Below are 21,367 nucleotides of genomic sequence, written 5' to 3'. Positions count from 1 at the left end.
CTCCCGTCGATCGTGGCATGGTGCGAGTACCGGTCCGCGAACCCTCTAACCTGGCAACCATGGCAGCAACCAGGGTGTACGTCGCCAGGCTGGCCGGACTGGTGGTACTCGGACCGGACGGCGAGTCTATCGGCCGCATCCGCGACGTCGTCGTGGCCGTCCGCTACGACCGCCAGCAACCGCGGGTGCACGGTCTGGTCGTCGAATTGCCGTCCCGGCGGCGGATTTTCGTGCCGATGCTGCGGGTGACCACGATCGAACCGGGTGTCGTCGCGCTCAATACCGGCACGGTGAGCCTGCGGCGCTTCACCCAGCGTCCCGGTGAGATGCTCGCACTCGCGCAGATCGTGGATTCTTCGGTGCGCGTTGCTGATCCGGATCTGCCGGATCTCGCCGATGTCGATGTGCTCGTGGTCGATCTGGGTATCGAACAGAGCCGGACCAGGGACTGGCGGGTGACCAGGGTCGCGGTACGCGGACATCGCAGGCTCGGCCGCCGCCGGACCGTGCATGTAGTGGACTGGATGCAGGTCAGCGGGCTGACGCCGTATGAGATCGGCAGGCCGGGCCAGGACGTCACCCAGCTGCTCGAGCAGTTCGAGGGTCTGCGCGCCGCCGATGTCGCGCATATGCTGCGCGAACTTCCGGAGAAGCGGCGCATCGAGGTCGCGATCGCGCTCGACGACGAGCGACTCGCCGATGTCGTACAGGAACTTCCCGACGACGACCAGGTCGATCTGTTGGGCCACCTCGAGGTGCGTCGCGCCGCCGACGTGCTAGAGGCGATGGATCCCGACGACGCCGCCGACCTGCTCGGCGAGCTGCCGACCGGCGAGCGGGAATCGCTACTGGCACTGATGGATCCGGAGGAGTCCGAACCGGTCCGCAGGCTGCTCCAGCACTCCCCCGATACCGCGGGTGGTCTGATGACACCGAAACCCGTGGTCCTGACGCCGGCCACCACCGTCGCCGAAGCGCTTGCCCGGGTGCGCAATCCGGATCTGACACCCGCACTGGCCACCATGGTTTTCGTGGTGCGGCCGCCTACCGCGACGCCGACCGGACGCTTCCTCGGCTCGGTGCATTTGCAGCGACTGCTGCGCGAACCTCCGGCACACCTGGTCGGCGGCATTCTCGATGCCGATCTGTCCCCGCTGCGCCCCGATGCCCCGCTCGGTGCGGTGACCCGCTACTTCGCGACCTACAACTTGGTCTGCGGCGCGGTGGTGGACGAGGAGAACCATCTGCTCGGTGCGGTCAGTGTGGACGACGTGCTCGATCATCTACTACCGGAGGATTGGCGCGAGCAGGAAGATACCGGCCACGACGCGGTCGTGCGCCACGAGGGGGTAGCCGATGCCGAGTGAGAAGAATCCGGCGCGCCAGCGGCTGGAAACGCCGCTGGAATCGCGGTTCCGCTTCGACTACGACGCCGAGGCGCTGGCCCGTTCCAGCGAACGGGTCGCCCGATTCCTCGGCACCGGACGCTATTTGGCGATCCAGACGATTGTGGTGATCGTCTGGATCCTGCTGAACGTCTTCGTGATCGCGCTGCGCTGGGACCCGTATCCGTTCATCCTGCTCAACCTCGCGTTCTCCACCCAGGCCGCATATGCCGCACCGCTGATCCTGTTGGCGCAGAACAGACAAGACAATCGCGACCGAGTGTCGTTGGAGGAGGACCGCACTCGGGCCGCCCAGACCAAGGCCGATACCGAATTCCTCGCGCGCGAGCTCGCAGCGTTGCGGATCGCGGTCGGCGAGGTTGCCACGCGCGACTACTTGCGTAGGGAATTGGAGGAAATGCGCGAGGTGCTCGACCGGATCGAGGCCGCGCAGGCCCCGGATTCCGAGTCGAGCTCCGATAAACCGGCCAAGGCCAATCGCAAGAAAAGCTCCGGCAGAAAGCCGGGCACAGTTCAGGTTTCACCGCCAGTTGCTGACGATTGACAGGAAATGCTCAACAAGGTTGTGACCCACGGGTAACCTTGACGGCGTTGTCCCGAGCGGACGGGCGGGGGATGTCCCGGACAGGCGCTCTCACGACGTAGAGGATTGGTGTGGCCGAATGCGAATCTCTGCTCCGATAACGGTCTCGGCCCTGGTCGTCGCTGGTCTTGTGGCCACCGGCTCGGGTACAAATGCCACCCGAACCAGCACTCCGGATACCGCGCCCGAGGCATTGCTCGCGGCGTCGACCGGTCCGGCCGCCACCGACGGAACATCCGGCAACACCAGTGAAGCAGCATTGTCCCGGACAGTTGGTCTCCTTCCGGTAACGCCGGAGGCTCCCCGCAAACTTCGGGCAATGACTCCACTTGCCGATGGCACGCCACTGTTCGCGGGTTCGGTGCCGCTGCACGACATCGCCCTTCCGGTCACCGGCGGCGCGCTCGGCATCCCCGAAATCGTGCTCGCGGCATATCGCAATGCCGAACTCGCGCTGGAATCCTCGATGCCCGGCTGCGGTCTGTCGTGGAGCCTGCTGGCCGGGATCGGGCGGATCGAATCGCTGCACGCGGGCAGTGGACGCACCGATGCCGCGGGCACCACCGTTACCCCGATCTTCGGACCCGCGCTGGATGGCTCGTTACCAGGCAACGAGGTGATCAAGGCGGCCGACGGCAGTGCGGTGCGCGCGATCGGGCCGATGCAGTTCCTGCCCGGCACCTGGAGCCTGTACGCCGCCGACGGCAACGGTGACGGCGTCGCCGATCCGCACAATGTCTTCGACGCTTCGCTCGCCGCGGGCAAGTACCTGTGCTCGGGCGGACTGAACCTGCGCGATCCGCAGCAGGAACTGCGTGCGGTGCTGCGCTACAACAACTCGCTGGCCTACGCCGCCAATGTGCTGAGCTGGTCGGCGGCCTACCGCACCGGCGGCACCCCGAGTCAGGTGAACATCTCCCCCGATCTCATCCCGCCGGGTACCGCGCCGATCACGGCGGGCTCGGACATGTTGGCCGCATCCTCGACGGCACCGACGACTACTACCAAGACCGAACTGCCGCCGAATACCGTGACCATCCCGACGCCGACCGAGGTGATGATCAACATTCCTGGTCTGCCGCCGATCCCCTGCGGCATCTTCTGCCCGCGGCCGGTACCCAAGCCACCGTGCGATCCGCAGCAGGTGGCCCCGGCGCAGCTGCCCGCACCCGGCGATCCGGCACAGTCACCGATCGCACCCGCGCAGACCTTCGGTGCTACCCAAAACGGCGAGCCGAAGGATCCTCAGCAGCAGGACCAGCAGCACCCCGAGCAGCAGCCGCAGCAGCAACCCGCCAATTGCGTTCCGGCCCAACCGGATGCGCCCCAACCCGCGCCCGCACCGAATACACAGAATCCGGCGCAGTCCCCGGGCGAAACGGTGCAGAGCTCCCCGGAGAAGACACCGGAGCCCGGCGTGGCCGATACGCCGGAGCCGACCCAGACCGAGGCGGCCACCCCGCCGCCCGCCCCTGGCATCACACTGCCGTTCGGCATCGTGATCCCGCTGCCCGCGCCCGCCCCGCAGGGCTGAGACCAGGACCGATATCGAACGTATTACGCCACACCGAAACCTGATAACGAAGCAGTAACAAAAAGGTCTCGGATGCGGTACCCTCTACTTCGTCCATCACGAAGGGCTCGTTATCGAGTCAATGGGAGGGTCACCGCACAGTGGGGCGTCACCGAAAACAGTCGCCTGCGACGATCAAGCGCAGCTCCGTTATCGCATTGACCGGATTGGTTCCCGCTGGACTGGTGGCTGTCGCCGCGTCCGCGGGCACCGGAGATCCGACCGCATCGTCTGTCCTGCAACACATTCCGGGGAACGATCAAGACGACCAAGCGGCGCGCCTTTCGGTCGCCGCGGAACCGGCGGAGACCGAATTCGTCGCGCACGCAATGGCAAAGCAGGCGCCGAGTGCGCCGCCGATCGTGAAAACCGTTGCGCTGCCCGACGGTAGGCAACCGGCCGCACTGCCACCCGGCCCGCTCGGCATTCCCGGCGTCGCCGTCGCGGCCTACCAGAACGCCGAAAACATCCTCGCCGCCGAGAACCCGGTCTGCGGAATGCCGTGGCACCTGCTCGCCGGTATCGGCCGGGTCGAATCGACCCACGCCTTCGGCGGTAAGGCCGATGCGGACGGCAATCCGCTGACACCGGTCTACGGCCCGGTGCTCGACGGCAGCCTCTCGGGCAACCACGTTATTCGCGATACCGACGGCGGCGCGCTGGACGGACTCGGCGGATACGACCGCGCCATCGGCCCGATGCAGTTCCTGCCGGAGACCTGGAAGCGCTACGGCGCCGACGGAAACGGCGACGGTATCGCCGATCCACAGAATCTGTACGACGCGGCGCTGACCGCAGGCCGGTACCTGTGCGACGGCGGGTTGAATATGCGCGATCTCACCCAGCAGACCCGGGCGATCCTTCGCTACAACAACTCGATGGCCTATGTCGCCAATGTGATGGCGTGGTCCGGATCCTATGCCTCCGGCATCGCACCCAAGCCCGGGGACCTGCCGCGAATCTGACACAACGTAAAATTCGTGCCATGCCAGTGGTAACGGAAGCGGATGTGCGGGGAGCCCTCGCAAAGGTCGACGACCCGGAGATCCGCAAACCGATCACCGAATTGGGCATGGTGAAGAGCATCGCGATCGGTGCCGACAGCAATGTCCATATCGAGGTCTACCTGACGACGGCGGGCTGCCCGCTGCGCACCGAGATCACCCAGCGGGTCACCAAGGCGGTGGCCGACGTCGCGGGCGTCGGCGCGGTCACGGTGGACCTCGATGTGATGAGCGATGAGCAGCGCACCAGTCTGCGCAAGCAGTTGCGCGGCGACTCCGCCGATCCGGTCATCCCGTTCGCCCAGCCCGGCTCGCTCACAGTCAATCTGGCCGCCGCGATGGCCGCGCGCGGACTATCCGTCGGTGTGCTCGACGCGGATATCTACGGCCACTCGATTCCACGGATGCTCGGTACCGACGCGCGCCCGACTCAGGTCGAGCGGATGATCATGCCCCCGCAATCGCACAATGTGAAGCTGATTTCCATCGCACAGTTCACCAAGGGCAATACGCCGGTGGTGTGGCGCGGTCCGATGCTGCACCGGGCGCTGCAACAGTTCCTCGCCGATGTGTTCTGGGGCGATCTCGATGTGCTGCTGCTGGACCTGCCGCCCGGCACCGGCGATGTCGCGATCTCCATCGCACAGCTGATTCCGAATGCGGAGATCCTCGTCGTCACCACCCCGCAGCCCGCGGCTGCCGAGGTCGCCGAGCGCGCCGGTGCGATCGCATTGCAGACCAGGCAGCGGATCGCGGGCGTCATCGAGAATATGTCCTGGCTCGACCTGCCCGACGGCACCCGAATGGACCTCTACGGTTCCGGCGGCGGCCAGTCCGTCGCGGAGCGGCTCACCCGCGCCGTCGGAGCGAATGTGCCACTGCTGGGCCAGATTCCGATCGAGCAGGAGTTGCGCGAGGCAGGCGACGAGGGCACCCCCATCGTGTTGCGCCACCCGGAGAATCCAGCCGCCAAGGCACTACTCGAGGTTGCCGACAAACTCGCGGTGCGACGTCGCGGACTCGCGGGCATGTCGCTGGGAATCGATACGACGCGGCACCTGTAGTCGCGGGCCACCTGTTCGTCGCGGACCACACCGTCACCGCAGAACACGTCCGTCACCTCGGATCGACGCTGTCGGCATGAGCCACGCCAGTCACGATGCACATCACTGCGGGCCACATCTGGCATCGCGGCATGCACCTGTTTCGTCAGGCCACGCCATCACTGCGGGTCGCACCTGCGTTCGGAGTTCACGCTGTCGGCGGGGTGAATCTCACCTGGGTACGGTGTGGCCATTGCAGCGCGCGCACAATCGCGGGTTGTGGGGCCGTGGCAGCGCCGGGCCGAGTCGGCTCGGCGGGGCGATCGCACAGCTCGGGCGGCCGATGAGGTGGGCGCCCGAAATTCGAGGTCCGATTTTCGCGGGCGGGCGGATGTCAGGTGTCGGTGTGGGCCAATAAGCTCGGGGCATGCTCACGCTGCTGTTGTACGTGCTGATCGTCGGCTTGGTCGCCGCGGTGCTGTTCCTGCTCGCCAGTGCGGTCTTCGGCAGAGCAGAGGAACTCGGACCACTGCCCGAGGGAACAACGGCGACCGTGCTGCCCGCCGAGGGCATCAGTGGCGCGGATGTGCGCGCCCTACGCTTCCAACAGGTGGTGCGTGGCTATAAGGCCGGTGAAGTCGACTGGGCACTGACCCGCCTCGCGGCCAGAATCGACGAGCTGCAAGTCCAACTGGCCGAGGCGCGCGGCACCCAGACCCCGAGCGTCCAGCTCCCGAAGCAGCTCCAGTCGAACACGCCGCACCAGACACCGCCCGCGCAACCGAACGGCACGACCACTCAGCCACCGACCCCAACCGGCCAGCCCCAGGCACCGACTACCCCACCGAACGGCACCCCCCAAGCACCAACCACACAGCCATCGTTCACCGCGCCGCAAGCACCCATCGCACAGCCGTCGCTCCCCGAGCCGCAGCCGCCGAACGGTCCGCCGAACGGCACACCCCAAGCACCGACCACACAGCCATCGGTCGCCCCGCCGCAGCCACCGACTGCCCGGCAGGCTGCGCCCCGCCAGCCGAACGGCACGATTGATCAGCCGATCTCGACCGGCCAGCCCCCGGTACCGACGATCCCGCAGAACGGATCGATTACCGCGTATGCACCGATAGTCCAGCCACCGGCGACCCCACCGCATCCGCCGAACGCCACAACTCCGACACCGCCGACACAGCCGTCGGTCGCGCCGACACAGCCACCAAGTGCCCGGCGGGTTGCACCCCTCCAGCCACACGACACGACTGATCAGCCAACCTCGACCGGCCAGCCCCAAGCACCGACTCTCCCGCCGAACGGCACAGCGACCCAGGCACAGTTCGGACAGCCAGCCCTCGCCCAGCCGCAGTCGCCGTACGGCACAACACATGCACCGACCGCACAACCACCGTTCACCCCGGCGCAGCCAACGCCTGTCCGGCCGAACGACACCACCCAAGCACCAACCGCACACCATTTGCCGGGCGCGCAGAATGCCGCGACCGCTCAGCCGGGTCAACCAGTCCCAGCCACGCAGCACACCCCAACTGCACAGCAAATCATGACCGCACAGCAGGTCCCCAGCGTGCAGCACGGCCCAACCGCTCAACAGACCACGACCGCGCAGCAGCATCCCGGCGCGCACAATGCCGCGACCGCTCAGCCGGAGCCACCAGCCGCCCAACCAGTCCCGGCCACGCAGCACTACCCGGCGGCGCAGCAAGCCCCAATCGCACAGCAGGGCCCCATCGCCCAACAACTCCCCACCGCACAGCAGGGACCAACCGCGCATCAAGTCCCGGCCGCACAACAGCTCCCAGGCGCGCAGGAGCACATGCCATTCGGGCTGGATCAGAAATGACCGCCGAAATCGCCGTGTCCGCGTCGGATGCGACCGGATCCGATGGCAAGATCCGGTGTCCGTGGTCGGAGGGGTCTCAGCTTTACCGGGATTATCACGACAGCGAATGGGGCAGACCGCTGCACGGCGATGACGCGATGTTCGAGCGGATGTGTCTCGAGGCATTCCAGTCGGGGCTGGCTTGGATCACCATTCTGCGTAAGCGTCCGGCCTTCCGAAGCGCATTTGCGGGGTTCGCGATCGAGCGGGTGGCGGCGTTCGGCGATGACGATGTGGCGCGGCTGTTGGCCGATCCCGGCATCGTCCGCAACCGGGCCAAAATCGAAGCGTCGATCGCCAACGCCAGGGTGGCCGCGGACCTCGATATCGGTCTGGACGAGTTGATCTGGTCCTTCGCACCGGCTGCCCGGCCGCGCCCGCGCGCGATTGCCGAGGTGCCCGCGACCACTCCCGAATCCGTAGCTCTGGCAAAAGAATTGAAGCGACGCGGGTTCCGCTTCGTCGGGCCGACGACTGCCTATGCGCTGATGCAGGCGACCGGAATGGTCGACGACCACCTCGCCGATTGCTGGGTCTAGGGAGGACGGCCCAACACAGGCCGAGCGGTCACATTTCGAACTCAGGTATCCGTCCACTCCGGCGATAGGGAAGAATGGGACGGGTGTAGCTCGCCAAATGCCGGCGAGCTCACTAGTTGGTGACAACTGTAGTTCCAAGAAAGTGCGCAGCATATCGCGCAGATCTGGAGGGAGCAGAGGATGGCGGCCATGAAGCCCCGCACCGGGGACGGTCCCCTCGAGGCAACCAAGGAAGGGCGTGGAATCGTGATGCGGGTTCCACTCGAGGGTGGCGGGCGTTTGGTCGTTGAGCTCACGCCGGATGAAGCGGCAGCGCTCGGTGACGAACTGAAGAGTGTCACCAGCTAATCCCACACTCGCTGATGTGGCCGGTCTGCTGGCCTGTCCGGAATGCGGCTCCGGAATGGAGTCGCGGGATCGGGCGCTGCGCTGCGGACATGGGCACAGTTTCGACATCGCCAAACAGGGTTATGTCAGTCTGTTGACCGGTGCGTCGACGAAAATGACCGGCGATACCTCGGCGATGCTGGACGCGCGTGCCGCGTTCCAGGTCGGGGGACATTTCGCGCCGATCGCCGATGCGGTGGCCACCGCCGTCGCGGCCGACGATCCGGCGCTCGACGGCGGCGCCGTGCTCGAGGTGGGTGCCGGAACCGGCTACTACCTGGCCGCGGTGCTCGATGCCGTTGCGGCTGTCGGCATCGCGTTGGATGTGGCCAAACCGGCGGCCCGACGCTGCGCTCGCGCCCATCCGCGTGCCGCCTCGGTGCTGGCCGACGCCTGGCGTGGACTGCCGGTTCGAGACGGTGCGCTGCATCGAGTGGTCTCGGTATTCGCACCACGTAATCCGAGCGAGGTCGCCAGGGTCCTCACCGCCGACGGCCGCTTCGTCGTCGCCACACCTACCCCACGCCACTTGGCCGAACTCGTGGGCCCACTGGGCATGGTGACGGTCGACCCGGACAAGGAGCGCCGTCTCGCCGACACGATGTCCGGCCACTTCGACGCGGTAGACCGCACCGTCGTCGAATATCCGATGAAACTCACCCGCACCGATATCCGCAACGTGGTGGCGATGGGCCCATCCGCGTACCACGCGACCAACCACCTGGATGGCCTACCGGACACGCTGGAGGTGACCGCCTCGGTGCAGGTCTCGACCTACCGCCGTCAGAATTTGCGGACCTGGTCGTAGATCGCGACGGTTTGGGTGGCGATCTGCAGCCAGTCGAATTCGGCGATGGCACGGTGACGTCCGGCGGCGCCGAATTCGGCGGCGAGCACCGGATCACCGGCGACCTCGTTGACCGCCGCGGCCAGATCGTGTTCGTACTGTTCCGGCGCGTTCGGGTCGTAATGCACGAGGCGGCCGGTCTGTCCGTCCACGACCACCTCGGGAATGCCGCCGACATCGGAGGCGACCACCGCGGTCGCACATGCCATGGCCTCGAGATTCACGATGCCGAGCGGTTCGTAGACCGAGGGGCAGACGAACATCGTGGCGGCGGCCAGAATCTGGCGGATCTGCTCGGTCGGCAGCATCTCGCGCACCCAGAACACATTGCCGCGCGCCTTGCTGAGTTCCGCGACGGCCGCGGCCACTTCGGCTTCCAGTTCGCGGGTGTCCGGCGCGCCCGCGCACAGCACCAATTGGATCTCCGGATCGAATTCGCGGGCGGCGGCGAGCAGATGCCCGACCCCCTTCTGCCGGGTGATGCGACCGACGAACGCCACCATCGGCCGGTCGGTCCGCACACCCAATTCGTCCAGGATGGTGCGCGATGGCCCGGCGGGCGGTCCCGGGTGCCAGACGGTCGCGTCGATGCCGTTGTGCACCACATGAACCCGGTCCGGATCGATCGTCGGATAGGCGTCGAGCACGTCGTGGCGCATACCTTCGCTCACCGCGATGATCGCGTCGGCGTATTCCACGGCATTGCGCTCCGACCAGGACGACAGCCGGTAGCCGCCGCCGAGTTGTTCGGCCTTCCACGGCCGCCGCGGCTCCAGCGAATGCGCGGTCAACACGTGCGGTATGCCGTAGAGGGTCGCAGCGAGGTGCCCGGCGAGCCCGGTGTACCAGGTATGCGAATGCACCACGTGCACCTCGCCCGCGGCATCGGCCATCCGCAATTGGGCCGACATCATCTGCATCGCGGCGTTGGCGGCGTAGAGCATCGGATCCGGTTGATGCACCACGGCATCCGCGCGTTGCACACCCATGCAATGCACGGTCACCTCACACAACTGCCGCAATTGCGCAGCCAACTGGGTGACGTGGACACCTGCCCCGCCATACACCTCGGGGGGATATTCGCGCGTCAACATGGCTACTCGAAGCCGGTCATGATCGCCGGCTCCCGCCCCCGCACCCCCGCCGCCCGTGCCGAAACTCACGGCTTCAAACTAGACGTTCACTTTGGCATGGGCCACCTGTACCCGCCTCGCGCGGTAGTTTGGCAGATGTGAGGAGCCAGCCGCACGTACTCGGGATCGTGCTCGCCGGTGGCGAGGGTAAGCGCCTGTTCCCCCTCACCGCGGATCGGGCCAAACCAGCTGTCCCCTTCGGCGGTGCCTATCGATTGATCGACTTCGTACTCAGCAATCTCGTCAACGCGGGCTATCTGCGCCTGTGTGTGCTAACCCAGTACAAATCGCATTCACTGGACCGGCACATCTCGCAGACCTGGCGGCTTTCCGGTTTCGCCGGTGAATACATCACGCCGGTGCCCGCGCAGCAGCGGCTGGGTCCGCGCTGGTACACCGGCAGCGCCGACGCGATCATGCAGTCGCTCAACCTGATCTACGACGAGGATCCGGATTACATCGTGGTCTTCGGCGCGGATCACGTGTACCGGATGGATCCGGAGCAGATGGTCCAGCACCACATCGATTCAGGTGCGGGCGTGACGGTCGCGGGGATCAGGGTGCCGCGCAGCGAGGCGAGTGCGTTCGGCTGTATCGACTCCGACGAGTCCGGGCGGATCACCCAATTCCTGGAGAAGCCCGCGCATCCGCCGGGCACCCCGGACGATCCGAACGTCACCTTCGCCTCGATGGGAAATTACGTCTTCACCACCAAGGTGCTGGTCGATTCGATTCGTGCCGACTCCGACAACTCCGATTCCGATCACGATATGGGTGGCGACATCATCCCGGCGCTGGTCGCCGCGGGCGAGGCCTCGGTCTATGACTTCGCCGACAACGAGGTGCCCGGCGCCACCGAACGCGACCGCGGCTACTGGCGCGATGTCGGCACCATCGACGCCTTCTACGAGGCCCATATGGATCTCGTCTCGGTGCATCCGGTCTTCAACCTCTACAACAAGCACTGGCCCATTCGCGGAGCGGCGGAAAATCTGCCGCCCGCCAAGTTCGCGCAGGGTGGGCTCGCCCAGGAGTGCGTGATCGGCGCCGGTTGCATTCTCTCGGCCGCGACCGTGCGCAATTCGGTGCTCAGTTCCAACGTCATGGTCGACGACGGCGCGACCGTGGAGGGCAGTGTGCTGATGCCAGGTGTCCGGATCGGGCGCGGCGCGGTGGTGCGGCGTGCGATTCTGGACAAGAACGTGGTCGTGGGCGAGGGCGAGATCATCGGCGTGGATCTGGACCGGGATCGGGATCGCTTCGCGGTCAGCAACGGCGGCGTGGTGACCGTCGGCAAGGGCGTCTGGGTCTAGTCGAAATCGCTACCGCGAGTTCGACGGACAGAACGGCGCGCAGGCACCCGGTGTTTTCGGCACGGTCGTGGTCGGCGACTTATCGCCGAAATCCGCGGTGACGACCAATAGCATCAGCACAACGGCGAGACCGAGCACCAGCACGAGAATGATCGCGGACCGGCCCCAGTTGATCGGGTCTCGATCATCGTCATCGCGAAACACGCCGAACCTCTCCCCGATTGCCACCCCGGGCCATCCTCTACTCCTTGATACCCAGTCGGTGGCGGTTTCGCGCGAAATATTTCGACGGTTATCGCGGGCCGGGTTGCGATGGTGCGACGGTGCAGAACGGTTCGCAGGGACCGGGAGTCAGCGGGACTTTAGTTCGCTCGGTGCCGAAATCGGCATTGCTGACCCACACCAGCACCACCACGGCCAGCATCATGATGAAAATCAGAAAGCCGAGGGCGGGCAGCAGACAACCGCCGACGCGTGTTCGTCCCTCATTGACCACGTGGCCGATATGGCCGATTTCTAGGATCCGGGATCCGTGCTCCCACACCATGGGCGTACCTTGCCGTCGTCGAACCTGGCATAAGCTCGAATACCCGTCCGGCGGCGGTGAAATCAGCACATGGCCGACGAAATCGACACGCTCCCAACGTTTATGAATAGCTGGACGGTTACTAGCCGCGCGATGCGCAGAGCAGACCGTCGCCGACCGGGATCAGTACGCTGGTGAGTTCGGGATCCTCGGCGATCGCCCTGGTCGCGGCACGCACCGCCTGGGTCGCCGGATCGCGCTGGCTCTGGTCCGGAACCCGGCCGCCGAGCAGCGCGTTGTGCAGCAGGATCGCACCGCCCGCCCGCAGCAAGCGCACGGCCTGGGTGACGTATTGCGGATGCTCGAGCGGGGCCGCATCGATGAACACCAGGTCATAGGCACCGTCGGCGAGTCGGGGCAGCACGTCGAGGGCTCGGCCGTTGATCAATCGGGTACGCGCGGGCGGGATCTCGGCGGTGCGGAATGCCTCCTTGGCCGCGCGTTGATGCTCGGGTTCGGAATCGATGGTGGTCAGGGTCCCGTCCTCGCGCATGCCATCGAGTAGCCACAGCCCGCTGATCCCCGCGCCCGTCCCCACCTCGACCACCGCACGCGCGCCGAGCAGCTGGGCATACATGCTCAGCAGGGCGCCGACCGAGGGTGGTACGGGTAACGCACCGAGTTCAGTGGCCCGCTCACGCGCGCTGACGAGGACCTCGTCTTCCACGACGGATTCCTCCACGTAGGAGAGATTTCGCTCCAGATTCGATGCCACGCCTATGAATCTAGGGCACGAAGTCGCAAGTTTGGCTCAGCGGTGAAGCGTTATCCCGTGGCCGTGCGATTAATTGTTTGTCGGGGGCGGGGGCGGATTCTCAGGTGTCCCTCAGGATCTCCATACCCGCGGCATATCGAGGCAAGAAAGAGTATGGGCAAGCAAGACCAGCCGACCGTATGGCACGGGGACGCGGGAACAACGACATACCGATCGTCTGTTGTAACCGTACGTGACGATCCGAGACCCGGATCGCCACTAGATCCGCAGTCACGGTCCCGAGTAGGAGGTATCACCATCCACATGGTCGATGCGGCGCGCGAGTTCGCCACCCTGCCAGCGCAAGCTCTCCCGACGGAAGCGGCGCAAGTTCTCCCGACGGAGGCCGAAATGCACGACGAGGACATCACCGAAGTCGAGCTGACGGGTACCGCGGCCTTCGACGCGACGGGCGACCGTTCCGCGATGCCGTCCTGGGACGAGTTGGTCCGCGAACATGCCGACCGGGTGTACCGGCTGGCCTACCGACTTTCCGGCGACGCTCAGGACGCCGATGATCTGACCCAGGAAACCTTCATCCGGGTATTCCGTTCGCTGTCGAATTACCAGCCGGGCACCTTCGAGGGCTGGCTGCACCGCATCACCACGAACCTCTTCCTGGACATGGTGCGCAGGCGCAACCGGATCCGGATGGAGGCGCTGCCCGAGGATTACGACCGGGTGCCCGCCGATGGCCCGAGCCCGGAGCAGGCCTATCACGACGCCCGCCTGGATCCCGACCTGCAATCCGCCCTGGATTCGCTGGCTCCGGAATTCCGCGCGGCGGTCGTGCTCTGTGATATCGAGGGTCTGTCCTACGAAGAGATCGGTGCGACTCTCGGTGTCAAGCTCGGCACCGTGCGCAGCCGCATCCACCGCGGCCGTCAGGCGCTGCGCGACTACCTTGCGCATAATGGAAGTGAGCAGCGGTTCGCCGCTGACGCGAACCTGGGGTGATCCGGCGCGAGCCGCACCGCACCCGGCGGCCGGATATCCGTTCGGTCGAGCGCAGAAGTGGATGAGTCGGTTGGAAGGGTGAGCACTGAATGAGTGGCGACGCCAGCACGTCAGGTCGTCCCCGTTTCCGTCCCACCGAGCATCTGGCCAGCGAGGCGATCGCGGCCTATGTGGACGGCGAACTGCGGATGAATGCCTATCTGCGTGCCGCCCAACATCTTTCCGTCTGCCCCGAATGCGCGGCGGAGGTCGATGCACAGCAGCAGGCGCGGATCGCACTGCGCCGGGCCGGTCAGGTGTCGATTCCGACCGATCTGCACGACAGCCTCACCCGCATTCCGCTCGCCGAACTACCCGGCGGCGCGACGAGTGCGGCGGCAAGGCCGCCCGCCGGAAGCCCCCGCAACGAGGCGGTTTTCGGATTTCTGACCGATTCGTTCACCGCGACCCGGTGGACAACCTGGTGGCGCAAGTAGAGTTTGCCGAGTGACCACCGAATCGACGAATTCCGGGCCGTCGGAATCGCGGCCCTCCGCAGGCGACACCACCGATTCGGCAGCCCGGGGTAATTTAAGGCCGTCGGACGCGCCGATACTCGGACCGCGCCCGGTCTATCGCCCCCACGTGGACAATCACACAGCGAGCACTTTCCGCCGCCCCACCGGCCAGGCCGGTTCATTCGGCGAGCAGCCGAGGTCGACCGGTTCGGGTGTCGCGCAGGTCGGCCCGGAACTGCACAACAGCCCGCCCGACGCGGTACTCGCCGAGGCCTTCGGACGTCCCGCGGGCTCCACCGAACTCCTGCAGCGTGATCCCGACGCCGCCGACACCGGTGCGCCGGTGGCGGGTCCGGCCGATCCGTGGCGCGATCCCGATGCCGCCGCACGTCTCGGCGCACCGGCCGTCCCGACACCGCGCCCCGCACCGCTGCCGCAGGCGCGAAAGCTCTCGGCCAGGGAGGTGCTCTTCGGGTCCCGGGTGACGCCCAAGGCGTTGGCCCTGCTCGCGGCCGTCGCGCTGGCCATCGGCGTGCTCGGCGGACTGGTCGGGCGGTTGACCGCCGAGGCGACGTCCCCGTTGACCTCGCGCAAGGTATCCCTGGAGCAGTCCGGCGAGATCGAGCGCCCGCACGGCCTGATCGCCAAGGTGGCCAATGCGGTGCTGCCCTCGGTGGTCTCGATCCGGGTCACGGTCGGCGACAACGGCGCGACCGGTTCCGGTGTTGTCATCGATGGTGCGGGCTACATCGCGACCAACAATCACGTGATTTCGATGGCGGCACAGGACAAGTCGAACCGGGCCGCCATTCAGGTGACCTTCTCCGACGGCAGCCGGGTGCCCGCGAATATCGTCGGACGCGATCCGAAGACCGATCTGGCGGTGCTGAAGGTCGATGTGAAGAATCTCACTGTCGCGAACTTGGGCAAGTCCAAGGACGTCCAGGTGGGTGACGATGTGCTGGCGATCGGCTCGCCGCTCGGCCTGAGCAAGACCGTCACCTCCGGCATCGTCAGCGCCCTGCACCGTCCGGTCGCGCTCTCCGGGGAGGGCAGCGATACCAAGGCCGTCATCGATGCGGTGCAGACCGACGCCTCGATCAACCCGGGTAACTCCGGTGGCGCACTGGTCGACATGGAGGGCCGGGTCATCGGCATCAATACCGCCATCCGCAGTGAGACCGGCGGTTCGGTCGGCCTCGGCTTCGCTATTCCGGTGGATATGGTGACCAGTATCGCGCAGACCCTGATCCACGACGGTCAGGTGCATCACCCGAAGATCGGTCTCAGTGCCCGCAGCAAGCAGGTCGCCAACGATGTGATGAGCGGCGCGGCCGTCGCCGATGTGGAACCCGGTGGCCCCGCGGCCAAGGCCGGAATCGTCGAGAACGACGTGATCGTGAAGATCGGCGATCGCGAGGTAACCGGCCCGGACGAGCTTGTGGTCGCCGTGCAGCAGCGCAAAATCGGCGAGACGGTGAACGTGCAATTGATCCGCGATGGCAGGCAGGTGGATGTACCGGTCACGCTGGAATCGGACTGAGCGGCGGATGGAATCCGGAGCGGCTCGGCAACATCGGCCCAGGTAGCCTGGACTCGTGTTCAGCAACATCAGCTGGGGCGAGATGGTCATCCTCCTCGTCGCCGCCCTCGTGATCCTAGGCCCGGAGCGACTGCCCGGGGCGATTCGCTGGACCACGCAAAGCCTGCGCAAGGTTCGCGACTACGCCAGCGGCGCGACCCAGCAGCTGCAGCAGGAGCTCGGGCCCGAATTCGAGGACCTGCGTAAGCCGCTGGCCGATCTGAACGAGCTGCGCCAGATGTCGCCGCGCCAGATGGTCACCAAACATCTTCTGAATGGCGACGATTCGGTTTTCCGCGAATTCGAGAAGGCGATCCCGGATAAACAGGACCTGCTCGGCGCCAGCAGCGGCATGCCGGACTACCCGATGCCCAAGCTCGAAAAGCCGTTGGAGCGCAACGAACGTCCGCCGATCGACGACGACGCGACGTAATATCGGCCGCGCCTGCGGCGCGACCGTTCGCGGCCCCCTGGTGTCTCGCGTCCGACCATTTCGAGCGACCTGCAAGCAGTCGCTAGCGGTGCCGTCGAGACTCGCGCCTGCGGCGCATGCGCTTCGACGACTCGGACGCGAGACGGGCCGCGAACGGTCGCTCGTAAGACTCGCTCCGTTGTGGTTGCCAAGGGCTGCAACGGGTCTGTTGTGTCAAGCAGACTAGACGCTTGATCGTGTCGAGATGTCTAGACTTCGCACATGTCGGCCGATGACGTGGCGCGCGTTTTCGCGATCGAAGATAAAGTCGAGCGACTCAAGGCGGCCACCGATGGGGTGGCGGCGGCGCAACAGACCATCAACGAACTAACCCGTATCCGCAGGGCGGTGATCAGGGAACTTCATGCCGAGGGCTGGACCTTCGCCAGAATCGGTGCGGCGGCGGGACTTTCCCGCGCGCGGATCCATCAGGTGAGTACCCAGGGTCCCGCACCGGAAGGTCTGTTTTTCGGGCACGGATCGCTGACCGTAATCGCACCGGAGGTGCGCAGCGGCCGGGTGCTCGGCGCACCGGATCCGAGTGCGGCGCAACGGCTGGTGGAGCTACTGCGCGAACTCGGCTTCACCGCGACGGTCGAACACTTCCTGCCTGGCCGCCCCGTGGACCTGAATCGCGACGGACTGATCGTGCTCGGCGGGCCCGAACTCTCGCCGAGCATTCGTCAGCTCATCGCGGCCGATCCGCGACTGCGGCGTGCGGTGGCGCGAGCCGGAGATGCCCGGCGCGGCATCGAGGATCGGGCGGCCAGACGGGTATACCGGCCGGGCGGTCCGGATCCACACGATATCGCCTATGTCGCGCGCCTCCCGCGTCCCGATGGACGCGGCACCGCCCTGATCATCGACGGGCTGCATCCACCCGGCTCGCTCGGCGCAATCCGTTTGCTCGCAACCAGATTGGCGACGTTGCACGAACGCGCTGCGACACATCTGTTTTCGGTGCTGGTCGCCGTCCGCTACGACCGTTCCACCGGCGAACCGGTCGATGCCGATCTGCTCACACCGGTGTATCGGCACGACGCCGAGCCCAGATCTATCTCCAGCCTCCGACGCTGAATTATTCGACTGGCGGAAACCTTTTGGCAATCAAGTAGAGACGGCGACCGTCGCGTGGCACCGAGGTTCAGCGGAGCCGCGCGATATTCGCTCGCGCTAGAAGAACCCAGGTAGCTCGCAGTAGCTCGCAACAAAACCGTGATGTGTCACATATCACCAAAACCTTCCATCTCGGCGCGACAGCAGCAATGCTGAGTTAGCTGGTCGATAACCATGGTGGCAGGTGGGTTTCCGATGAATGTTCCACGTCCGATGCGAGCGGGTACCGCACTCGGGTCGGGGTTCCAGCTCGAACAGGGCCGTCCGGCAGCGGAACCGATGACCACCACTCATCGGCTCACCTACAGCGATCGACTGAAGGTCTTCATCGGCCCGGACGATTCCGTGATCAACTTCCTGCGCCCGCTGCGCAGACTGGACGGATTCGATTCCTACTCGGTGAATCTCACGCGGCTGCCGCAGCCGATGCCCGCGTCCGAGATCACCGCGACGCTCAGCGCCGCGCCGGGCAGGAACTACGTGGCATGCATCGGATCGGCCGAAGTGCTGGTCATCGAGCTGTGCACCGAGGCCGACGGGACGCCGCGCCGCTACCTGCTCGGCCTGCCCGGCGAACGCGTCGGCCACCCGGGCGTCGATGTGCCGAATGGGACCGAACTACTGCGGGTGTACCCCGACGAGATCTTCGACGCCGAACATGCGGCCGAGGTATTCGCGACCTACTTCCACAGCGGGGATATCCCGGCGGGCTTCCAGCTTCGTGAGGTTCTCGATTGATGCGCAATGTCTGGAGGGGACGAGCATGAATGTCATCGTGATCGTGAGTGTCGTACTTGTTGTCGCCGTGATCGCCGCGGTGGTCACGATGCTGGTGTGGCCACGACCCAACCGCACTCATCTGACCGTCGCGGATCTGCAGGCGCGGTTGGCCGAGGAGGCCGAGCGATTGCATCCGGACGGTGTCGAGGACGCCGCACCGCGGGAACTCGGCCGCAGCGCATAGGAACTGGTCGGTAGCTAGGCTTGGTGGCAGCGACGACAACGCTGCTGTTCACGTCGAGTCCGCATTCGGTTCGGAAGGCTCCGCCCGGGAAAGGATCGGTGGCCGTGCGCACGATGCTCGAACAGTTGGTGCAGCTGGCCGGTCGGGAGCCGGTGGCATTGGCGCGCATTGTGGATGCGACCGGACCGGGGCCGCGCGAATTGGGCGCGGCGATGGTGGTTACCGCGGACGGTGAGGTGCTCGGCTCGTTATCGGGCGGCTGTGTCGAGGCCACGGTGGTGGAGTCGGCGCGGGAAGTGCTGGCCAGCGGGCATGCGGTATCGGACCGGTTCGGGTATGCCGAGGGCGACGGTCTCGCGGTCGGTCTGACCTGCGGTGGCGAGATCGAGGTCTTCGTCGAACGCGTCGATGAGAATCGGCTGCCGGTACTGTCGGCATTGCGCGCGGCGATCGCGGCGGGTGAGCCGGTAGCGCTGGCCACCACGCTGGATGCCGCCCCGGACTGGAAACTCTTGCGCCCCGGCGATTCCGAGCCGTGGCGCGGCGTCGACCGGGACGGGCGGGCGCTGCTCGACGCCGGGCACAGCGGTCTGGTCGGCTCGGACGAATGCGAAACGGTGCAGGCCCCGCGCCCGCGCGTCTTCGTCCAGACCTTCGCCGCACCGGCCCGCATGATCCTGGCGGGAGCCAATGACTTCGTCCGCGCTCTCGCCCGCACCGGCCGCCAACTCGGCTACCGCGTCACCGTCGTAGATGCCCGCGAAACCTTCGCCACCCCAGCCCGATTCCCTTCCGCCCACGAGGTGGTCGTCGACTGGCCGCACCGCTATCTGACCGCCGAGCACGCCGCCGGACGCATCGATGCGCGCACCGTGGTCTGTGTCCTCACCCACGACACCAAATTCGATGTGCCGATGCTCGCGGCGGCATTGGGCATCGAACGACTCGGTTTCGTCGGCGCACTCGGTTCGCGGCGCACGCACGCCGAACGCACCGAACGCCTACGCGCCGCCGGCATCACCGACGATCAGCTGGCACGCCTGAAAAGCCCACTCGGCCTTGATCTCAACGCCCATACGCCCGACGAGACCGCGATATCCATCGCCGCCCAGATCCTCGCCGAGCGCGGTGGTGCGTCCGCGCAGCCGCTCGCACGAACGGACGGCCCGATCCACCACTGACTCAGCGATCTACGCCCTGCCACTTACCAGTGCCGCAAGATCCAACGTGATCGATACACCGGCAAGCTCGAGCACGGCACACCCGGACTTCTCACCCACCACGCGGGACAGCTGTTGGTCAACGCGGGCGGCAACCCCGACCGACTGCGCTCGGAGTCCGCGTTCGCCGCGCTGTGCGCCGCGAACCCGATCCCGGCCAGCAGCGGCAAAACCCGCCGCCACCGGCTGAACCCGTTCGGCGACCGCGACGCCAACGCCGCACTGCACATGATCGCTGTCGTCCGTATGCGCCACGATCCAGACACCCGCGCCTACGTCGCCAGACGCACCACCGACGGCTTGTCCAAACGCGAAATCATCCGCTGTCTCGAGCGCTACATCGCCCGCCAAGCCTATCGAGCCATCATGACCGACCTAGCCCAGCCACGAGCGCAACTAGACAGCCCTCAGCAACCTGAGACACGTACTCGGTAGGCGGCTTTATCGTGCTCCTCTGCCGTACCGTCACCGCCTGGCCCTCGCAGAGGGGTGAAGTTGCCGGACGTGGCCTGCGCTCGCTCAGGTGACCCGTGCGGCCACCAGGGTCTCGAAGGTATAGGGCCGCAGGCCGTCGGTACGGCCGGCGAAGTACCGCTGCTGGAGGTCTGCACGTGCGGGATGGTCCACGACCTTCAGCCCGCACCGGCTGATCAGCCTCTCGATCTCGGATACCGGCCAGCCAGGCTGAAGAGGCTCGCCGACAGAAGCCGCGATCGGTGTGTAGATACGGGCGAATTCCGTCCCCACGTCGTCGAGCGCGCAGTCCTCGGCCCGGTAGGAGAACACCACCTCAGACCCGGGAGCAGCCGCCGCGATCGTGCGCAACCCCGACTCGATCGCCTGTGCCGTCAGATAGGGGGCGACGCCCGTCCAGCAGAACATCGCCGGCTGCGCCCAGTCGAACCCGGCCGGGCCCAGAGCATCCTGAACCGGTCCGGCCTCGAAATCAGCCGGCACGAATACCTGCGAGTCGCTGAGCGGCAGGCCGAGTTCCCTGACCCGCTCGAGCTTCCAGGCCTGGGAGGCAGGGTGATCAACCTCGAACACAGTCAGCGAGCCGAGCAGATCCGGCCGCCGCCACGCGAACGAGTCAAGCCCCGCGCCAAGAATCACGTACTGCGTGAACGCGCCCGAAGCCAGCCGGTCCTCGGCGTACCGGCTGCGGGTGCAGACAGCCGCGCGGGATTCGCGACGGACCGGGCCGGGGAACAGCGGATCGAACTGGTCTCGCAGCTGCTGCCATACCGGGCCGACAAGCACCAGGGCCAGCACATCGTCCAGTACCCACGGCGACGCCGTCTCCAGGCGAAACAATCCACGCGACACGGCCGCAAACATCGCCGTCCTGCTCGGCGCGCTTTCCATGCATTCCTCCTCGCCGGCCAGAACCCAGCATGCCGACCACGCTCGCCCACTCTGCGCACTTCACAGGATGCGCCTGAAGCGCCCTGACGGCCATAGCCAGATCGCCTGGCCGCCACGATCTGCTCACCATCG

21 protein-coding genes and 3 pseudogenes are annotated in these 21,367 nt (G+C 66.3%); 19 read left to right on the top strand and 5 right to left on the bottom strand.

Features of this window, described 5'->3' with window-relative positions; all coding sequences use genetic code 11:
* Nucleotides 1–59 precede the first annotated feature (59 nt).
* The 9 genes and pseudogenes from ACQP1T_RS07215 (at nt 60) to ACQP1T_RS07175 (ending at nt 9,237) form a co-directional block, all read left to right on the top strand.
* Nucleotides 60–1,367, top strand: coding sequence for a magnesium transporter MgtE N-terminal domain-containing protein (locus tag ACQP1T_RS07215; protein ID WP_433759152.1), 1,308 nt, complete (start codon nt 60–62; stop codon nt 1,365–1,367).
* A complete protein-coding gene (locus tag ACQP1T_RS07210; RefSeq protein WP_433759151.1) occupies nt 1,357–1,950 on the top strand; it encodes a DUF1003 domain-containing protein in 594 nt (197 codons plus the stop codon). The genes ACQP1T_RS07215 and ACQP1T_RS07210 overlap by 11 nt, the downstream gene beginning before the upstream one ends.
* 118 nt (nt 1,951–2,068) lie before the next feature.
* Nucleotides 2,069–3,523 carry a lytic murein transglycosylase gene (locus tag ACQP1T_RS07205; RefSeq protein ID WP_433759150.1) on the top strand — a complete coding sequence of 485 codons (1,455 nt, stop codon included), beginning with the start codon at nt 2,069–2,071 and terminating at the stop codon, nt 3,521–3,523.
* Between the two features lie 140 nt (nt 3,524–3,663).
* On the top strand, nt 3,664–4,527 hold the full coding sequence (locus tag ACQP1T_RS07200) for a lytic transglycosylase domain-containing protein (RefSeq protein ID WP_433759149.1): 864 nt from the start codon (nt 3,664–3,666) through the stop codon (nt 4,525–4,527).
* Between the two features lie 20 nt (nt 4,528–4,547).
* Nucleotides 4,548–5,630, top strand: coding sequence for an Mrp/NBP35 family ATP-binding protein (locus tag ACQP1T_RS07195; RefSeq protein ID WP_433759148.1), 1,083 nt, complete (start codon nt 4,548–4,550; stop codon nt 5,628–5,630).
* A 406-nt stretch (nt 5,631–6,036) separates the two neighbouring features.
* A pseudogene (locus ACQP1T_RS07190) lies at nt 6,037–6,306 on the top strand (DivIVA domain-containing protein); the annotation flags it as partial.
* Between the two features lie 1,154 nt (nt 6,307–7,460).
* Nucleotides 7,461–8,039 (top strand): annotated as a pseudogene (locus tag ACQP1T_RS07185) (DNA-3-methyladenine glycosylase I); the annotation flags it as partial.
* Between the two features lie 183 nt (nt 8,040–8,222).
* Complete coding sequence (locus ACQP1T_RS07180; protein ID WP_011211259.1) at nt 8,223–8,390, top strand: DUF3117 domain-containing protein; 168 nt, start codon at nt 8,223–8,225, stop codon at nt 8,388–8,390.
* A 16-nt stretch (nt 8,391–8,406) separates the two neighbouring features.
* On the top strand, nt 8,407–9,237 hold the full coding sequence (locus ACQP1T_RS07175) for a putative RNA methyltransferase (protein WP_433759147.1): 831 nt from the start codon (nt 8,407–8,409) through the stop codon (nt 9,235–9,237).
* Here ACQP1T_RS07175 and glgA read toward each other — a convergent pair.
* Nucleotides 9,213–10,370: a glycogen synthase gene (gene glgA / locus ACQP1T_RS07170; protein ID WP_433762037.1), complete on the bottom strand. Its 1,158-nt coding sequence runs from the start codon at nt 10,368–10,370 to the stop codon at nt 9,213–9,215. The two genes, ACQP1T_RS07175 and glgA, sit on opposite strands and share 25 nt — an antisense overlap.
* A 137-nt stretch (nt 10,371–10,507) precedes the next feature.
* Here glgA and glgC point away from each other — a divergent pair, with 137 nt between their 5' ends.
* Nucleotides 10,508–11,722 (top strand): glucose-1-phosphate adenylyltransferase, encoded by a 1,215-nt coding sequence (glgC, locus tag ACQP1T_RS07165; RefSeq protein WP_433759146.1) that lies wholly within the window; start codon nt 10,508–10,510, stop codon nt 11,720–11,722.
* A gap of 9 nt (nt 11,723–11,731) precedes the next feature.
* On the opposite strand, the gene ACQP1T_RS07160 is transcribed toward glgC, so the two are convergent.
* The 3 genes from ACQP1T_RS07160 to ACQP1T_RS07150 all read right to left on the bottom strand — a co-directional run bounded on the left by ACQP1T_RS07160 (nt 11,732) and on the right by ACQP1T_RS07150 (nt 13,023).
* On the bottom strand, nt 11,732–11,950 hold the full coding sequence (locus ACQP1T_RS07160; protein ID WP_433759145.1) for a hypothetical protein: 219 nt from the start codon (nt 11,948–11,950) through the stop codon (nt 11,732–11,734).
* Nucleotides 11,951–12,014: 64 nt separating this feature from the next.
* Nucleotides 12,015–12,269, bottom strand: a complete 255-nt coding sequence (locus ACQP1T_RS07155; protein ID WP_433759144.1) for a hypothetical protein — start codon at nt 12,267–12,269, stop codon at nt 12,015–12,017.
* A gap of 121 nt (nt 12,270–12,390) precedes the next feature.
* A complete protein-coding gene (locus ACQP1T_RS07150; RefSeq protein WP_433759143.1) occupies nt 12,391–13,023 on the bottom strand; it encodes an O-methyltransferase in 633 nt (210 codons plus the stop codon).
* 390 nt (nt 13,024–13,413) lie between these two features.
* On the opposite strand from ACQP1T_RS07150, the gene sigE reads away from it, so the two are divergent.
* The 9 genes and pseudogenes from sigE to ACQP1T_RS07105 form a co-directional block, all read left to right on the top strand.
* Entirely contained in the window at nt 13,414–14,019 is a 606-nt protein-coding gene (sigE, locus tag ACQP1T_RS07145; protein WP_433762035.1) for an RNA polymerase sigma factor SigE, read from the top strand.
* An 89-nt stretch (nt 14,020–14,108) separates the two neighbouring features.
* Entirely contained in the window at nt 14,109–14,495 is a 387-nt protein-coding gene (locus tag ACQP1T_RS07140; protein ID WP_040695126.1) for a hypothetical protein, read from the top strand.
* A gap of 10 nt (nt 14,496–14,505) precedes the next feature.
* Nucleotides 14,506–16,059 carry a trypsin-like peptidase domain-containing protein gene (locus tag ACQP1T_RS07135; RefSeq protein ID WP_433759142.1) on the top strand — a complete coding sequence of 518 codons (1,554 nt, stop codon included), beginning with the start codon at nt 14,506–14,508 and terminating at the stop codon, nt 16,057–16,059.
* Nucleotides 16,060–16,114: 55 nt separating this feature from the next.
* Nucleotides 16,115–16,531 carry a Sec-independent protein translocase protein TatB gene (tatB, locus tag ACQP1T_RS07130; protein ID WP_433759141.1) on the top strand — a complete coding sequence of 139 codons (417 nt, stop codon included), beginning with the start codon at nt 16,115–16,117 and terminating at the stop codon, nt 16,529–16,531.
* Nucleotides 16,532–16,792: 261 nt separating this feature from the next.
* Nucleotides 16,793–17,647, top strand: coding sequence for a hypothetical protein (locus ACQP1T_RS07125; RefSeq protein WP_433759140.1), 855 nt, complete (start codon nt 16,793–16,795; stop codon nt 17,645–17,647).
* 234 nt (nt 17,648–17,881) lie between these two features.
* Entirely contained in the window at nt 17,882–18,424 is a 543-nt protein-coding gene (locus ACQP1T_RS07120; protein WP_433759139.1) for a hypothetical protein, read from the top strand.
* A gap of 25 nt (nt 18,425–18,449) precedes the next feature.
* Complete coding sequence (locus ACQP1T_RS07115) at nt 18,450–18,650, top strand: hypothetical protein (protein WP_433759138.1); 201 nt, start codon at nt 18,450–18,452, stop codon at nt 18,648–18,650.
* Nucleotides 18,651–18,754: 104 nt separating this feature from the next.
* Nucleotides 18,755–19,831 carry an XdhC family protein gene (locus ACQP1T_RS07110; protein WP_433759137.1) on the top strand — a complete coding sequence of 359 codons (1,077 nt, stop codon included), beginning with the start codon at nt 18,755–18,757 and terminating at the stop codon, nt 19,829–19,831.
* Nucleotides 19,832–19,933: 102 nt separating this feature from the next.
* Nucleotides 19,934–20,305 (top strand): annotated as a pseudogene (locus ACQP1T_RS07105) (transposase); the annotation flags it as partial.
* Between the two features lie 84 nt (nt 20,306–20,389).
* Here ACQP1T_RS07105 and ACQP1T_RS07100 read toward each other — a convergent pair.
* Nucleotides 20,390–21,235 carry a class I SAM-dependent methyltransferase gene (locus tag ACQP1T_RS07100; protein WP_433759136.1) on the bottom strand — a complete coding sequence of 282 codons (846 nt, stop codon included), beginning with the start codon at nt 21,233–21,235 and terminating at the stop codon, nt 20,390–20,392.
* Nucleotides 21,236–21,367: the final 132 nt, after the last annotated feature.

It is taken from the genome of Nocardia sp. CA-135398, assembly GCF_050955845.1.
In the GTDB taxonomy this organism is placed as follows: Bacteria; Actinomycetota; Actinomycetes; order Mycobacteriales; family Mycobacteriaceae; genus Nocardia.
The sequence above is the reverse complement of the archived record's forward strand: the minus strand, read 5'-3'. Positions and strand labels throughout refer to the sequence as shown.

What these genes read in the sequence shown, in the direction of transcription:
- ACQP1T_RS07215 (WP_433759152.1), top strand. Translation starts at nt 60, where the DNA reads ATGGCAGCAACCAGGGTGTACGTCGCCAGGCTGGCCGGACTGGTGGTA.
- ACQP1T_RS07210 (WP_433759151.1), top strand. Translation starts at nt 1,357, where the DNA reads ATGCCGAGTGAGAAGAATCCGGCGCGCCAGCGGCTGGAAACGCCGCTG.
- ACQP1T_RS07205 (WP_433759150.1), top strand. Translation starts at nt 2,069, where the DNA reads ATGCGAATCTCTGCTCCGATAACGGTCTCGGCCCTGGTCGTCGCTGGT.
- ACQP1T_RS07195 (WP_433759148.1), top strand. Translation starts at nt 4,548, where the DNA reads ATGCCAGTGGTAACGGAAGCGGATGTGCGGGGAGCCCTCGCAAAGGTC.
- ACQP1T_RS07180 (WP_011211259.1), top strand. Translation starts at nt 8,223, where the DNA reads ATGGCGGCCATGAAGCCCCGCACCGGGGACGGTCCCCTCGAGGCAACC.
- glgA (WP_433762037.1), bottom strand. Translation starts at nt 10,370, where the DNA reads ATGTTGACGCGCGAATATCCCCCCGAGGTGTATGGCGGGGCAGGTGTC.
- ACQP1T_RS07155 (WP_433759144.1), bottom strand. Translation starts at nt 12,269, where the DNA reads ATGGTGTGGGAGCACGGATCCCGGATCCTAGAAATCGGCCATATCGGC.
- sigE (WP_433762035.1), top strand. Translation starts at nt 13,414, where the DNA reads ATGCACGACGAGGACATCACCGAAGTCGAGCTGACGGGTACCGCGGCC.
- ACQP1T_RS07140 (WP_040695126.1), top strand. Translation starts at nt 14,109, where the DNA reads ATGAGTGGCGACGCCAGCACGTCAGGTCGTCCCCGTTTCCGTCCCACC.
- ACQP1T_RS07125 (WP_433759140.1), top strand. Translation starts at nt 16,793, where the DNA reads ATGTCGGCCGATGACGTGGCGCGCGTTTTCGCGATCGAAGATAAAGTC.
- ACQP1T_RS07120 (WP_433759139.1), top strand. Translation starts at nt 17,882, where the DNA reads ATGAATGTTCCACGTCCGATGCGAGCGGGTACCGCACTCGGGTCGGGG.
- ACQP1T_RS07115 (WP_433759138.1), top strand. Translation starts at nt 18,450, where the DNA reads ATGAATGTCATCGTGATCGTGAGTGTCGTACTTGTTGTCGCCGTGATC.
- ACQP1T_RS07100 (WP_433759136.1), bottom strand. Translation starts at nt 21,235, where the DNA reads ATGGAAAGCGCGCCGAGCAGGACGGCGATGTTTGCGGCCGTGTCGCGT.